Genomic DNA, 16182 nt, shown 5'->3' with positions numbered 1-16182 from the left:
AAGTTACAAATTATTTTCTTAAATTTCAGATTGTTGTAATCAAAATTACTTGAATAACCGATAAACTTAAGCCATACTTTGTTCTAATTTAGTACTGCAATTTTATGATAATTTGACCGGAGCGCAAATTATCAACAACCTGGTTCTAAACTGTTGCTTAGGTGACAGTGTGGGACACAACCTTTACATGTTGTATCCAAACCCCGCTTTCGCGGGGTTTTTTATGATTAATGTTCAATTTTGACGCTAAAAGTATAGTTTCTTGTGGCAATGTTTGCTATTTTTAGACGTCTAGACATACCTCTCACGCAAAATACTCAATGATTCAAAAAAAGGTAATACCATGAAAAAAGTAGGACTAATTGGTTGGCGTGGAATGGTCGGCTCTGTGTTGATGCAACGTATGCACGAAGAAAATGACTTTTCTGACATTGAACCTTATTTCTTTACCACATCACAAGCCGGTCAACCGGGGCCAGAAGTAAAGTCTCAGTCCAAGGCGTTGTTAGATGCATATGATCTCGATAGTCTCTCTGGGATGGACATTATTTTGTCATGCCAGGGCGGCGATTATACAAAAGCAGTGTTTGAAAAATTAAAAGAAACTGGCTGGAATGGTTACTGGATTGACGCGGCTTCAGCACTGCGAATGTCGTCTGACAGCATTATTGTTCTGGATCCGGTGAACAGAGATGTAATAGAGCAGGGTCTTGAACAGGGCGTGAAGACCTTCGTTGGTGGTAACTGCACCGTTTCGCTGATGTTATTGGCCCTGGGTGGGTTGTTTGAACAGGATCTTATCGAATGGGTCAGTCCTATGACATATCAGGCGGCATCGGGAGCTGGCGCCAGAAATATGAAAGAACTGATCACCCAGATGGGCGAAATACATGATTCGGTGAAAACACAACTCAATGATCCGGGTTCAGCAATACTCGAAATTGATAAACTTGTTGCCGAGAAACTTAAGTCACAAAGTTTGCCGACAGATCAGTTTGGTGTACCACTGGCCGGCAGCCTGATCCCCTGGATAGACGTGCCTATGGAAAGTGGCCAGAGTAAGGAAGAATGGAAGGCACAGGTCGAAGCAAATAAGATCCTGGGTTCGAGTAAGCAACCGATCCCGGTTGATGGTATTTGCGTACGTATCGGCGCAATGCGTTGCCATGCGCAGGCCTTAACAATTAAGTTAAGAGAGGATGTTTCCGTTGAGAAAATTGAGGAAATATTGGAAGCGCACAACGAATGGGTAACCGTCATTCCCAATGATAGAAAAGTAACTGAACAGGAACTGACACCCGTTAAAGTGACCGGAACTTTGAATATTCCAATTGGCAGAATACGTAAACTTACCATGGGCCCGGAATATATCAGTGCATTCACTGTAGGAGATCAGCTTCTATGGGGCGCGGCCGAGCCACTGCGCCGTATGCTCAGGATCATTGTTGAGCAATAAGTTTTGCTTTCACGACACACCTCAGAACAAACAAAGCACGTACTCGAAAAGCGTGCTTTGTTTATCTAAAATCCACGTTAAAGCTTGAACTACGAGCGATTACACTGATAATAGTCATACGACCACCCACATAATAGCCCTGCACTATATATCCTATAATATATATTATGTTAAATACGCTGTTTTCTAAATTAGCTTCACCATGAGCCCTATCTATCTTGTATTACGAGCTTGAGACATGCTTAGTTGAGGATACCAGGCAACGCCGGAATTATTAGTTGAACCGTTTTCTATTCAGCAAACGCAAAAAATGATGACCGGCTCTCGATGTTATTTATCATGAGTGAATGCGGCATTTTGGCTTAGCTAATTCTACATCTGTTTTTCGAAAATCTTGAGTAAGATTTTCACTCGACGTTCTGAGATGATAAGCACTTTCGTCAGATGTGAAATTAAAGGATATCTGGCGCACTTTAAAGACCGATACTAAACAGTATCGGTCTTTACTGATTTTTGAATCAGACCAGCTAAATATCATACAAATAAGCGCGCTCAAAAAGATAAATCCAAGCAAAAGCTACGGCGTCTTTTCTTTTGGTGCGGCCAATACTTTTAACGACTTGAGCACGCTGAATGAATAATTGAATTGATTTGATTATGTCGGCTCTGCCATTCGTTTGAATATGATGCTGGCTTGTTTGCCAGATGCTCGGTAGCTTCTGCAAACAACTTCATGCATGAAATCGCGTGTATAGTTTTTGCCGCGAAATCAGCATAGCCCGCTGCTGAAAAGAATTTGGCTGCAGTTGCAGGTGCATTTGCCGAATGTCTGTAAAGACGTTGATATCAGACATGTGGGCTCCGCTGAACCATATAAGATTTCCTGATATATTGAGAATTTAGTTAAAAGGAGTTTAAAGATGTCCTGGAAAGCACTTACAAAAGGTCTTAAAAAAGACCCTTATAGCATGCACTTTATCATTCCTCTCTTATTAGCTGTCGCCATTATCCTTATTGAGTACTTTGATAAGTTTGGGTTCGACCCCAACAACAGAAATATCAAGGACTGGGTAGATGGCGCTGTGTACCTAAACAATATGCTAACTCCTATATTGTTGTTGGCCACCATCTATCTGCTATACCGTACGTGGCTAACAAGCAAACAAGAACTAGCCCAGACTCAGGATATTCTGAGAAAAAAGAAGATTTAGAACTTTTAAGATCAAGGATACAACTGTTGAACAAAAATCTCGATGTAACGCCTTCAGCCTATTTAGACTTTAATGCTAGTGTACAAGTTTTAAAAAACATTCCAATCCCGTGTAATACGTTTTACACCTAAATTCCTGCTCCATAATTTTTACATTCGCTCCCACAGTAACCGACGAGCAATGAAAAACTGTGGAGCAATTATCCCTACCAACCCCACCTAAATCCTGCGTTTTCCGGCTGATACCGAACAGCCTGGTGCATGTCAGCAAGGGCAACAACGCGTCAAAGGTCTGTGACCATGAAGGCGCACACCGGGAATTTGCACTCGAACTAACCAATGTCCGTAAGGGTGACGCATTGGCCCTGGATGCGTTCCTGGCCAAACACCCTGGTCAGATGGGCAAGTTTGTCATACAAGACTTCCAATCTGGGAAAAGCCCTGCTCTTGAGCGAACTTGTTACAACCCAAACCTGTCGTTTGTATCGCTAACATTAGCATTAAAAACAAGCCATTAACCTACTTCCTGACGTGCCCGCCCTGCTTCACTAAAATAACAATTATGCAAAATGTTAAATTATACTGTATACAATATAATATTGTTGGTGTAAGTTACACAAAGCTTTCGTAACGTTCAAAAGTCCACTGTATCTTTATGGGTTTTAGTTAGGTGGCTGATATAAATGCACTTTTATGCAGTTCCAGGAAAATAAAATAGTACCAATAAAGGTACTTGCAACAACACTACAAGTTAACTTATGGCATAAGAAAACAGGTTCTTAAGATCCATATGTTAACAAATAAAAACAACAGGAGAACACTATGCCTTTTTCTAAACGTGTGTTGGCAAAAACACCGACCAGAAAAACACTCAGCCAGGCTACGGCTATTTTGCTGACTACGCTGTCCCCCGTCACTGTATTTGCAGGCGAGCCTGTCAGGGTAAATCAAACTGCACTTGATAATAGGATACAATCCGTATTTGCGAATTCCACCAGCCATAAACATGCAGGACAGATCTGTGGTACTGATCACAATTCACAGGACTGGTCGGCTATCCAAAAAGAGAATGCCAGACAACGGTCTTTGAGTTCTAGTTTTGCAACGCACATTATGTCTGAGCTTACGAGTCAGGACGATCTCGCAGCAGAAAATGGCAATGGTGTTCCCGGGCGTTACTATATTCCTGTGGTTGTGCACATTTACGGTGACAGATACAACTGTGAAACAGGCACCTACTGCTTAACCGAGCAAAAAGTCATAGATGGACTGAACAAATCTAACCAGGATTTTCTTGGTTTGATCACTGATGATGGGCCTATTGCGCCCGAGTTTCAGGCAATCAGACAAAATCTTAACATTGAATTTGTCTTGGCAAAAAAAGATCCAAACGGCCAACCAACAAATGGTATTGTCCGCCACCCAGAAAAAGCAGGATATGGTAAAGGCAGTGGTTTTGACGACCAAATTTCAGCCGATGCCTGGGACAACTTTAAGTATATGAATATCTATATTCAGCAAGACTTATATGATGATGGCTCAACCAATAATTCCGGTGTTGCCTGGTATCCGCAATTGAGTATGTCTCAAAATGGCTTATCACGAGTTGTTTATAATGGTGATTATGTTGGCGCTAACACCAATGAAAACTTCCGCTCTGTTTTGACCCATGAGTTTGGTCACTGGCTAAACCTGCCCCATACCTTTGATGGCGATGTCTGTACAATTCATTCTGAGGCTTTTTGTAATGCGACTGGCGACGGCTCGTGCGATACGCCGCAAATGAGTAGCAGCATATTACAGAACAACGCAAAAAACTGCCTGGGCCAGCCCACAAACACAGAAAACTTTATGCACTACTCTGATAACTATGCCATGTTCACCAGTGATCAGGTAGACAGAATGACCGCTGCTCTTCATGGGCCTGCAAGGGCAACGCTTTGGTCTAATGCAAACCTAATCGCCACTGGCCTTGATGAGTATACCAGCAATGCTGATCATCCATGGGATGGCACGTCCGGCGCGGTTACGCCGCCAAAGGGCGATGTTATTCAGTCGTTTACAGATCTGTCAGGTCAAAAAGGCGAAGTGGATAACTACGAGATCTCGGTGCCGGCTGGTACGCAGGCTGTTGCATTTTATCTGGATGGTTACGATGAAGATCCTGATATGTATGTCTCTAAGGGCAAAGCACCGGTTAAAAATGGCGACAACTGGGACGCTGATTTTATCTCATTCAGAAGTGCAGGCTCTCCGGAGCTGGTGACGATTTCTGCTCCATCCAGTACAGTGCCCTATCACACTGCAATTGACGCTTTTAGTGCCTATTCAAATGCGACGCTCAGTGTCATTTCTGGCACTGACAATACGCTGTGCAATGGCTGTGAGCGCGTATTCTTAGCCGAGATTAATAACCTGGAGTCTGCTAAAGGTGCCGATCCAAAAACCTATCAGTTTGAAATCCCATCTGATGCAGTACGCACGGTTGCGGTAATACCTGGCGGGTATCAGGGTGACCCGGATGCCTATGTTAGTATGAACTCAGTGCCAACGGCTGATAACCATGACTGCGGGCCATTCAGTGCACCAAGACACAGCGAGTACTGTGAATTTGCAGCTGGTGGCGGCCAGTTAAATATCATGATTGACCCTTTCCTTGAGTATAGCGGCGCTTCGTTAGTTGTTTATTATGAACGAGCTGGTGACTCTGACTTACCTATCGCACAAGCGAATGGCCCTTATAGCACCACTATTGGCGAGTCTATTCAGTTTAGCAGTGCGGGCTCAAACGATGCTAACGGGAGTATTGTTAGTTATTACTGGGAATTTGGTGATGGTGAAACCTCTACAGCTGTAAGTCCTGTGCATACCTACCAAAATGCAGGGTTATATACCGTGAAACTGACCGTAACAGATAATGACGGTAACACGGCAACAGATACTGCAACTGCAGAGGTAAAATCAGAACTTGTGGCCCCGACTGCACAAGCCAATGGCCCCTACTCTGCGATGTCAGGACAAGCCGTCGCATTCAGCAGTGAAGGCTCTGAAGATGCGGATGGCAATATTGTTACCTACCTGTGGGAGTTTGGCGACGGTAACTCAAGCAATGAGCTGAATCCCAGCCATACCTACACTCAGGCTGGTGACTATACGGCAACATTAACAGTCACAGATAATGATGGACTGAGCCACAGCGCGCAAGCCGCCGTAAGCATTTCCGGCATTGAATACTGTACAGCCAGTGGCAACACCCGATATGAATGGATCGCAAATGTACAAAACGGATCGTTCAGTAACCCTTCTCAGGCAGACGGATACGGTGATTTTTCTAATCAGACTATTAAGCTTACAGAGGGAGCTAACCTGTTTACCTTCACGCCGGGTGGAAATTACACCGAACATTGGGTTGCTTGGATAGATTTTAATAACAATGGTCAGTTCGAAGAATCTGAGCAGGTTATGTCAGACGTGTCTGGTAAAGGCGAAGTGACAGGCTCAATTAATGTTCCTGAAAATATGGTGGCTTCTAAAGCGAGATTACGTATTGCTATGAAGTACAACGGCGCTGCTGCCAGTGCCTGTGGCTCGCTAGGTGATGGAGAAGTTGAGGACTATACCGTTGAGATCATGCCCAAAGATATCAGTGGCTCGGTACCTGATGCATGTGCGACTCAGCAGCCAGTAACCGGCGGTCGACTGGTGGCGGGCGAAGCGGCCTGTCTGGGAGAAGATGGTACTTTATGGTTATCTATTGGAGATATTACCTCTACACAAAGCCTGGCTATTACAACAGCCCATGGCAGTGGAAGTCTGAACATCTTGTACAAAAATGGTGGCTGGCCAAGTGATAACGATAAGGACGCACAATCTAATTCTGGTGGCACATCGGAATGCATACAAATCGAAGCTGGAAGCGAGTATTGGTCTTACCTAAAGATCTCTGGTAATGCAGAAAACACCAGCATAATTGTCGACTTTGACGCACAGCAATGTCGTAAACATTAGTCGATAATAAGCTTAAGCCAAAAAACAGCACCTGAAAAGTGTGCTGCTTTTTGGCTATTACTCTTTTCTAAGGTGTTTTTGCAGGAACATATCTGCGTTTACAAAGTTAAAAGAAAACTGCCCGCCCATAACTCAAGATAGTCAGAATTTACAAAACCTACTGGAACTTCTTAATGCAGATCATGTGTTTATTAAAGGGTCAAACAGATGTGAATCACTCATAATTTATCACTAGTTGTTTACATTCATTTACATGAAAAATATATCATCACACCCCTTAAAAATATGAATTAAATATTACAAAACAACTAGCTGTGTGAAATCTGTTCAATGCTTATAACCCAAATCACATGTAATATAAGTAAACGGAATTTAAATTAAAAGTAACCTCGTGTTTACATTCAAGTGCCTTCTGTACGCATTGCTGAACGGAAGGAACAACAACTAAATCTAGGGAAAAACTATTATGACAACTAATAATTTAAAAATTGGTGCCGTTGCGCTGGCTATTTCAGGCATGTTCGCTGCAACTCAAGCTGTGGCAAATAACGCTGAAGCGTTCAATAGCGTTGCAAGTATGGCGCAGCTGAGCAAGAAAATTGAAGGCCAAAACACTGCAGGCACGCAGTTTATTATTAAATATAAGGACAATAGCAATCAGCTTATGTCCATCTCTGAGGCCGAGATGTCTCCGGCGATGATGAATTCACGAGCGCAAAGTTTTGTTAAGAGCTTCAAGAGTAAAAAGAAAGCCTCGTTACAAACAAAATATGTCCGTCAAATGGCACTAAGCAACCATCACGTTATGCGCGTTGACCAAACGCTTTCAGCAGCGGATGCGCATAGCCTAATGCAGGAAATGGTAGCGACAGGCAATATTGAATACATTGAAATCGATCAGATGTTGCAACCTTTCGCTACACCAAATGATCCACAGTATTCAAGCCAGTGGCACTACTTTGAGTCTGCCGGTGGTATCAATGCACCTGCGGCATGGAATAAGGCAACAGGTAATGGGGTGGTAGTGGCTGTGCTGGACACTGGTTACCGCCCTCACTCAGATCTGAACGCAAACATCCTGCAAGGTTACGACATGATCTCTAACTTGTCGGTAGCAAACGACGGCGGTGGTCGTGACAGCGATGCTCGTGACCCGGGTGATGCAGTATCTGCGAACGAGTGTGGCTATACACACAGCGCACGCAGTTCGAGCTGGCACGGCACACATGTAGCGGGCACAGTTGCGGCGGTTTCAAACAACGGTCAGGGGGTTGCCGGTGTTGCATATGACGCCAAAGTCGTACCTGTACGTGTACTCGGTAAATGTGGTGGTCTGACTTCAGATATCGCAGACGGTATCATCTGGGCATCAGGTGGTTCAGTATCTGGCGTACCATCTAACGCAAACCCGGCTGACGTAATTAACATGAGCTTAGGTGGCAGCGGTGCTTGTAGCTCAACGACACAGAGCGCTATTAACACGGCGCGTGCTAACGGCACGACCATCGTAATTGCAGCGGGTAACGATAACTCAAATTCTGCCAATTTCAATCCAGGTAACTGCTCTGGCATCATCAATGTTGCTTCTGTAGGTCGTAACGGTGGCCGTGCTTACTACTCAAACTACGGTTCAAACATCGACGTTGCAGCACCCGGTGGCGCGCAAAGTTTTGCCAATGACCCGGAAGGTATTTTGTCTACTTACAACTCTGGCAGTAACGGGCCTTCAAGCGATAGCTATGCATACTCACAAGGTACGTCAATGGCAGCGCCTCACGTTGCGGGTGTGGCTGCGCTCATTAAACAAGCAAAACCTTCAGCAAGTCCGGACGAAGTTGAAAGTATCCTGAAGAGCACGGCTCGTAGCTTCCCTGCCACATGTAGCAGTTGTGGTAGCGGTATCATCGATGCTTCTGCCGCGGTAGATGCAGCTTTAAATGGCACTGGTGGCAACGAGCTGCAAGATGGCGTAACCAAATCTAGCCTGAGTGGAGGTTCGGGCAGTGAAACCTTTTACACATTTAACGTTGGTAACGGGGTAAGCAAAGTGACGTTTACAATGAGCGGCGGCTCAGGCGATGCTGACCTGTATGTACGTGCAAACGCACAGCCTACTCGCACTACTTATGACTGTCGACCTTTTAAGGATGGCAATAACGAAGTGTGTACCGTTAATAACCCATCGGCCGGCACTTTCCACATCATGTTACGAGGCTACTCGTCTTATAGCGGCGTTAGCCTTAAAGCTCAAACAAACTAAGCGTTTGCTGTAAGCCGGTTGACTTTTCTACTGACTTACACAGAGTTTGTCTATAGCCGATTCAGTTAAAGCTGAACTACCAATTGGGCATTGTGTTACCTTTGGCGCACTGCCCTTTCATTTTCCCATGTATGCCAGCGTAGCAACCATACTTCTTTGCATTCGCCATTACTGTACACATACACAGTCTCAGAAATCGCTTTATTTTGGCGATGAACTCATCAAAAATTTAACCGTTAGTGAAATTAAAATGAGCGTGTCCGGTCTTCTTGGTACATTCATTTGCATAGGACCATTATGTCACACTCAACAAATTATAAGGTGATTGCTTTTACCGTCGCCCTAAGCCTGATGTTACTCGGTAGCTCGTTTATTCTTGGGGGGAATCTCGGTTATGTAGAAAAAGCCTTGGGTTTTTATTCGCTCAACGATTTATATTCAATGCAGAGCCTTATTCAAGTATTTGGGCTATTTTTCTTAATGACGGGCATAAGCGTTGGCGCTGCGCTTTTTATAACTCAGTTGCGAAGACCGCAATTTGCTTTGCTCGTTGTATTGAGTGGTATTATGTTACTAACCCTGTTCGATGCTGGTCGCTGGATTGCATCACACGGCGGGTTTCCGGTTATTGGTTCAGGTCAGGGTATTATTAAGTATTTTGCTCTGTTACCTTTGGCGTTTTATTTATGTTTCACTAAGCGGGTCTCAGCACGCCAGCATGCAATATTAAATTATATTCCCGTGGCTATCGTACTTTTCTGGATTGGTGGAATGAAGTTTCTTGAATTGGAAGCCAAGGCCATAGTGCCTTTAGTCGAAACCTCCCCTTTTATGGCATGGCTATATCAGGTTTTTACAATCCAGCAAGCGTCAGATTTAATCGGTATTTATGACCTGGGATTTGCAATATTACTTGGCACTGGCATTTGGCTTGGCCGACGTAATCTTGTTTTGATTGGTATAGCCGGTACAGGTGCCGTGTTTACCATGACACAGACATTTTTGTTTTCAGCCGACGGCGGGTTTTCGCCGACTACCCTGATAGATGGCCTGGGGTTATTCATAATCAAAGATCTCTGGTTCATTTGTAATCTTGCCATCATCTTTGATTACGCGCGTAAATTGCGTACTCCAAAAGTTGAAAATTGAGCTTTCACATTTTTTGTGCTCGCGACTTTAAGCGCGAGCTCGGTTTTCCGTTGCAATCTTGCTGAGCTTAGTTCAGAATAAACCACTGTTTATATAATCAGTGTTACACACCTACAATGACGCCATTAGTTGATACGCTTAAGCAGCTCAGGTACTTAGTCGCACATCTTGAGGACAATACACTCAAGACAGAATATCCAGATATTGCCAACTTCCTGGCCAATGAGGTATTTGATCCACATTGTTGTAAAAGCGATTTGGCTTTTTTATATCAGTTCCTGTATGTATATGGCCGTAAATCAGAAGCCACATTCAACCGATTTCGTAATGAAATAGAGCGCTTTTATCTGTGGTCCTGGACAATCAAGAAAGCCTCTGTATTTTCACTGAAACGTGAAGACATTGAGGCATATGTTGAGTTCGTCGTTGAGACCAGTGATGACTGGGTTGCTCAATCAGTGCAATGGCGTTTTAAGGATAGTAATGGCTTAAGGGTAGTTAATTCAAACTGGCGACCCTTTGTTTACAAGGCTAATGGTGTTAGTCAGCAAACACTTGCATCCATGTTCACCGCATTAAATGTTTTTTATAAGTTCGCTATTTTGGAGGAAAAATCATTCGCTAACTTTGTTCCTGTGGTGAAAAAGAACTGTCCTTATCTTGTTGTGCAGTCACAAATTAAGATGCCAGACACACTGAGCGACCTGCAGTGGGAGTATGTGTTTGGTGTTACAAAAGACCGTTGTGATAAAGACCCAAAGCTTGAAAGAAACCTGTTCACATTAGCCTGTCTAAAAGGCTTATATTTACGGATCTCCGAATTGTCTGACCGCCCGCAATGGGCACCGGTAATGAGCCATTTCTGGCAAGATCAGGATGGTTTTTGGTTTTTGCGTATTATGGGCAAAGGAAACAAGCTTCGTGATGTGACATTAAGCGAAGAATTCATCGAGTATTTAAAGCGTTATCGTATAAGCAGAGGGCTGACTTCCTTACCTCGGGTCGATGAACCCCACCCCATCATTCACAAACTTCGCGGTAATGGGGGGATGAATGTAAGGCAAATTCGCAGAATTGTGCAGGAGAGTTTTGACCTGGCAATTAAAAAGCTGAATGAAGACGGGTTTCATGAGGAAGCTGAAAACTTACAAGCTGCTACATCACATTGGTTACGTCACACTGGTGCCACGCACGATGCGCAGCACCGCCCTCTTAAACATTTATCGGAAGATTTAGGTCACTCAAAAATAGCGACGACCGATCAGATATATATCCAGACCAATATTAAAGAAAGAGCCAAGTCTGGGATCAAGAGAAAACTTTAGGAGTCAATTGAAGTTTTTAAGATGTAAGAACACATCATACCATAAAAGCGAACATCGTCAGTCAGCAATAAAGTATTTTAGTATATAGGCTTGTCAACTAGCAGATGTGCCTGAAATTTTTTATTTGCTACCCTTAAAATATTAAAATCCAAAGTGCGCAAGCTATATTATTTTATTTTCTATGCTTTAGTCTTATGATTAGAATACGGGGACGTAAAGTATAAAGTGGCTGAAGTGATTTCGTTATTCGTAAGTTCACCATCATAATCCACTGTGCCCGGGCGCAGCTGCTCAATGTCTGCCTATGCAGTGTTATCTGATCTCGAAGCAGGTTTTTTGACAAAGTGAAAGCGTTTTTTTCGCCCAAGATCAGTGAGTTGTTTTAGTTCTATACTACTTTGTGTTTTCCTATAACAATTACATGCGCCGAATCAATGCAATATGAATCATTAATCTTAACTCCCAATAAACTATGAAATTATAGGAGATTGCATTTTGTTGATTAACAAAGGTAAAGCAAACGATACAAAGAAATGTCGAAAACTAACGACTTCATCCATCGGGTAATTGCCTATATCTAGTTATTGTGGTACTAAGATGTTATCACTTTTAATAGTTGGCAACCTCTTCTACTTACACTCTTGAATCGTAAAATTAATATTTTAAATCAGTACTTTTCCATAACTTTATGACGTAGTAATAGTTTGTAGAAAAAATAGTCTGAGCAATCTTATTAAAATTTACTACAATAACTAAATAATTTAACTTTTTTGGAGCCGTTATGTTTTCTATTTTGAAATCACTTTTTAAAGTTGATGCAAAAAGTATGGGAGTTAAGCTTAAAAAAAATATTGAAGAAGCTGCAGGCAACGAAAAATGGTTTAGCAACTATTTTCCATCACAAGAGTGTTTATATGACCCAGATCAGTGTAACGAGTATCGTGACTACACTTATATGTTAGGTTGTCAAGTGAGAAACTCGATTATAAAAGGGTTTTTAACAGAAAAAGATTATTTGTCCAAGCTTTGCAGCAAACAGGAGCAGTTAATTTATATGGATGATTACGGTGATCTTGTTTTTGATGATTGGCATCGAGAGTTAAAAAGATTCACTAAGAAACGAGACTGCGAAATAATCAGCGATTTAAAGTCAAAAACGCCACAAGCTTTGGTAGATGCACTCATAAAAACAGAACGTTGGGATAATTATGTATTTGAAGATGAGTTCTTAACAGACGAAATTTGGAGTTGTATCGATCAAATAGTCAATGATGAGATTTATAATACAGAAAACTTCGATGATTAGTTCGAGTTAGACTTTTAAGGGACGATAGGGCCAGAGCATGTTGCTAGCAATCACCTATTCAAAAATTGTATTTAAATATTATTGTCCATTTAAGTTGGCTCTTTCTTACCACTTATTTAGGTATACATATTTCTATAGATGTTTAATGTAAACATATTCGCTAGTTAGTAGGAAAGCACACAGTAAGAACAGTACATAAAGAATACATCTTACATATTTAAAATCTAAAAAACTGCTAAGCACCCGTGAAAACACAAAACAAACTATTATCAGTGGTAGTCCAGAATTAGGACTATAAATAGTTATGTTAAATAAAGTGTTTCTTGGAGATGGTTAGGTGAGTTGGTGTGAATTGTAAAACAGCGACACCTATTTGTGTCGCTGTTTCTTTATCTAAATGTTTTTAGCAATGTACTCTATCGGGTGCATTGGCTTTTTATTTTCATACCGCTTAACCTGGCAGCGACAAGAAAATCCTGTAGCAAGTACCGTTTCATTTTCCATATTGGTCGTATGTGTTTGCCAGGACATTTCATATAGCGAACGGGAGTTTTCTTGATGATCGGTTTCATGGCCATATGTGCCTGCCATTCCACAGCACCCAGTAGCGGGTGTATGTAGTTCCACACCCAATTGTTTAAAAATATTTTTCCAAACAGTTTTACTTTCCGGCATTGCACTAGTTTCTGTACAGTGGCTGAGTAATTTGACAACAGAGTGGCCGTTGGTATTTGATAATTTACCTACAGAATTCCAATCCTGATTTGATAGCCATTCATGTGCCAGGTGAACTTCAAATGCTAGTTTATCCTTATTTAGAATTTTAAGGTACTCGTCTCTGTAACACAGTACTAAAGAAGCATCCAGTCCAACAAGTGGTCTGCCATAACTTGCTATACGTGATAAGAATTCATTAGCAGACTTAGCCGTCGACTTAAACTCTTTCAGGAAACCTTTAACATGCTGAGCTTTTCCGTTCGGAACAAAAGGTAGAAGCACTGGTTTTTTTCCGAGTTTAGTAATTAATTGCATAAATGCTTCTACCAACTCTGCTTCATAGAAACTGGTAAAGGGATCCTGAACGATAAAAATAATATCGGACATTTGCTCTTTCGAAAGTGCTGCAAGTTTTGCCTCGTCGTACTTGAAATCATTTTTAGTGCGACTTGCCAAAGTTGGAACGCTTAATGTTGGCGTATCTACATAACCTACGATATTCTTCAATGCAGATTTGACTGGAGCAAAGTTCACAACAAAGTTAGTAAGCCTGGGCAGTTTGGCCATTAAAGGTGTTGTTTGTTCGACATTTGCAACGAGGTGATCCTTCAATGGGCGGTTGTACTTACTGTAATACAGATTTAAAAAGCGAGCTCTAAAACTAGGGACATCAACTTTAATTGGGCAGGCCGTGGTACATGCCTTACAAGCAAGGCATTCATCCATTGATTCTTTGACTTCATGTGAAAAGTCATAGATGCCCTGTTGTTTCTTTCGGTTGTTTCTAAAGCGCTCCCACCAGGTGGTATCGTTTTCTTTTTCTATCAGGGTTTTCTCTGAAGATAGTAAATCGACCCCCTGCTCTTCTTGTAGGCGGAACCACTCTCTTATTAAAGAAGCCCTACCTTTAGGTGAATGACGGCGATCTTTAGTGACTTTATATGACGGGCACATTGGCGAAGCTTCATCATAATTAAAGCAAAGTCCATTACCGTTACAGTTCATGGCGTTTTCAAAACTTTCTTTGACTTCAATATTAATAGCTCTGTCAAACCATGCGCGTTTTTGCCCGTCAACACTAACCAGACTGTCGTTACTTTCTAGTGGCGTGCAGATCTTCCCCGGGTTGAGGCGGTTATTTTTATCAAACGCAGATTTTATTTTTCTCAGTTCAGTGAAAAGTTTGTCACCGAAAAACTCAGGCCCGTATTCACTTCTATATCCTTTACCATGCTCCCCCCACATAAGACCACGATATTTAGCGGTTAATGCAACAACCTGGTCTGAGATTTCTCGCAGTAATTTTTCTTGCTCAGGGTCACACATGTCCAGGGCGGGTCGAACATGAAGTACGCCTGCGTCAACATGACCAAACATGCCATAGTGCAGGCCTTTGCTATCCAAAAGAGCCCTGAACTCCAAAATAAAATCAGCCAGATTTTCCGGTGGTACTGCAGTATCTTCCGCAAATGCAAGCGGCTTCTGTTTTCCTTTTGTGTTGCCAAGCAAGCCCACTGCTTTTTTTCGCATAGCGTAAATTTTTAATATCTCAGCCTTATCGTTAGTTAGTTGGTAGCCAACAACCCCAGCTTCCTGGTTTGCGATAAGTTGGTCAAGTTGACTGCATAGAGATGAGACTTTCCCTTCAATTTCTCCCGGAGTCTCGCCATTAAACTCGACCATGTTAAGGCCCTGGACATCCACCCCTGGGATATCAGAAATTAAGTCCGATACTGAATGCCAAATAATATCCTGTTTAGCAAGGTTTAGAACTTTGCTATCTACCGTTTCTACAGAAGTCGCGTTAGCCGCAACCAAAAACGGGGAGTTTCTTAACGCAGACTCAAAAGAGTCATATTTGATATTGATGAGAGTTTTAAAGGGTTGTATACGGGTTACATTTAGCTTCGCTTCTGTCACTATCCCTAACGACCCCTCCGATCCTGTAATAACACGACTTAAGTCAAAGGTTTTCATCTCATTATCGAAAACATTTTCAAGGTCATAGCCTGTTAGGAATCGATTTAGCCTCGGAAACTTTTTAAGCACCAGCTCTCTATTTTCCCGGCAGCTGGTTAATACCGTCTTGTATACTTCACCGACTCTATTGGTTTGCTCGGCAAGTAACTCGGCTTTTTCAAGTTCAAGCTTATTGGTATTAAGCTCAGTACCATCTACAAGAATGGTTTTGAGTTCTAAAACGTGGTCACTGGTCTTACCGTAAACCAAAGAACCCTGACCAGAGGCATCTGTATTGATCATACCACCGATAGTTGCGCGATTGCTGGTAGATAGATCAGGCGCAAAAAAGAATCCGTAAGGTCTCAGAAAATCATTTAGTTGATCTTTTATTACACCAGTTTGTACTCTTACCCAGCCTTCTTTTTCATTTATTTCAAGAATTTCACGCATGTAGCGAGACAGGTCGATCACTATTCCGGGTGTGAGAGATTGCCCGTTAGTACCTGTTCCCCCGCCTCTTGGACCAAAGCTTAAAGACAAGAAAGGATCTAAAGATGCCACTTGCATTGCAACTTGTACATCCTTAGAGTTTTTCGGGTAGATTACGGCTTGTGGTATTTCTTGATAGATACTGTTATCTGTAGCGGTAACGATACGGGTCGCATAGCTTGCATCCGTATCTCCGCTAAAGCCTTGGGCACAAATTTTACTAATATAGTCGTTTAATAATGTACTGGCAGAATTCTGTTGGGTAATTTCGGCAATCATGACGGTAATAATTTATTGCTT

The 16182-nt window shown here is 42.3% G+C and carries 9 protein-coding genes; 8 read left to right on the top strand and 1 reads right to left on the bottom strand.

The genetic code is table 11. The features are described 5' to 3' along the window. The first annotated feature begins 343 nt into the window (after window positions 1-343). The 8 genes from asd (at window position 344) to CWB98_RS01740 (ending at window position 12714) form a co-directional block, all read left to right on the top strand. The gene (gene asd / locus CWB98_RS01780; protein ID WP_138543269.1) at window positions 344-1456 is read left to right on the top strand and encodes an aspartate-semialdehyde dehydrogenase; all 1113 of its coding nucleotides are present in this window, start codon (window positions 344-346) and stop codon (window positions 1454-1456) included. 920 nt (window positions 1457-2376) lie between these two features. Continuing rightward, a complete protein-coding gene (locus tag CWB98_RS01770; RefSeq protein WP_138543268.1) occupies window positions 2377-2667 on the top strand; it encodes a hypothetical protein in 291 nt (96 codons plus the stop codon). A gap of 190 nt (window positions 2668-2857) precedes the next feature. Beyond that, window positions 2858-3184 carry a hypothetical protein gene (locus CWB98_RS01765; protein WP_138543267.1) on the top strand — a complete coding sequence of 109 codons (327 nt, stop codon included), beginning with the start codon at window positions 2858-2860 and terminating at the stop codon, window positions 3182-3184. Between the two features lie 304 nt (window positions 3185-3488). Then, window positions 3489-6674 carry a M43 family zinc metalloprotease gene (locus CWB98_RS01760; protein ID WP_138543266.1) on the top strand — a complete coding sequence of 1062 codons (3186 nt, stop codon included), beginning with the start codon at window positions 3489-3491 and terminating at the stop codon, window positions 6672-6674. A 466-nt stretch (window positions 6675-7140) separates the two neighbouring features. Further along, window positions 7141-8934 carry a S8 family peptidase gene (locus tag CWB98_RS01755; RefSeq protein WP_138543265.1) on the top strand — a complete coding sequence of 598 codons (1794 nt, stop codon included), beginning with the start codon at window positions 7141-7143 and terminating at the stop codon, window positions 8932-8934. 297 nt (window positions 8935-9231) lie between these two features. After that, window positions 9232-10083 carry a DUF417 family protein gene (locus CWB98_RS01750; RefSeq protein WP_138543264.1) on the top strand — a complete coding sequence of 284 codons (852 nt, stop codon included), beginning with the start codon at window positions 9232-9234 and terminating at the stop codon, window positions 10081-10083. A 116-nt stretch (window positions 10084-10199) separates the two neighbouring features. Beyond that, entirely contained in the window at window positions 10200-11408 is a 1209-nt protein-coding gene (locus tag CWB98_RS01745) for a tyrosine-type recombinase/integrase (protein WP_138543263.1), read from the top strand. Window positions 11409-12189: 781 nt separating this feature from the next. After that, complete coding sequence (locus CWB98_RS01740; protein ID WP_138543262.1) at window positions 12190-12714, top strand: hypothetical protein; 525 nt, start codon at window positions 12190-12192, stop codon at window positions 12712-12714. A 393-nt stretch (window positions 12715-13107) separates the two neighbouring features. On the opposite strand, the gene ydiJ is transcribed toward CWB98_RS01740, so the two are convergent. Next, entirely contained in the window at window positions 13108-16161 is a 3054-nt protein-coding gene (gene ydiJ, locus CWB98_RS01735; protein ID WP_138543261.1) for a D-2-hydroxyglutarate dehydrogenase YdiJ, read from the bottom strand. Window positions 16162-16182 lie beyond the last annotated feature (21 nt).

The organism is Pseudoalteromonas rubra (assembly GCF_005887115.1).
In the GTDB taxonomy this organism is placed as follows: domain Bacteria; phylum Pseudomonadota; class Gammaproteobacteria; order Enterobacterales; family Alteromonadaceae; genus Pseudoalteromonas; species Pseudoalteromonas rubra_F.
The sequence above is the reverse complement of the archived record's forward strand: the minus strand, read 5'-3'. Positions and strand labels throughout refer to the sequence as shown.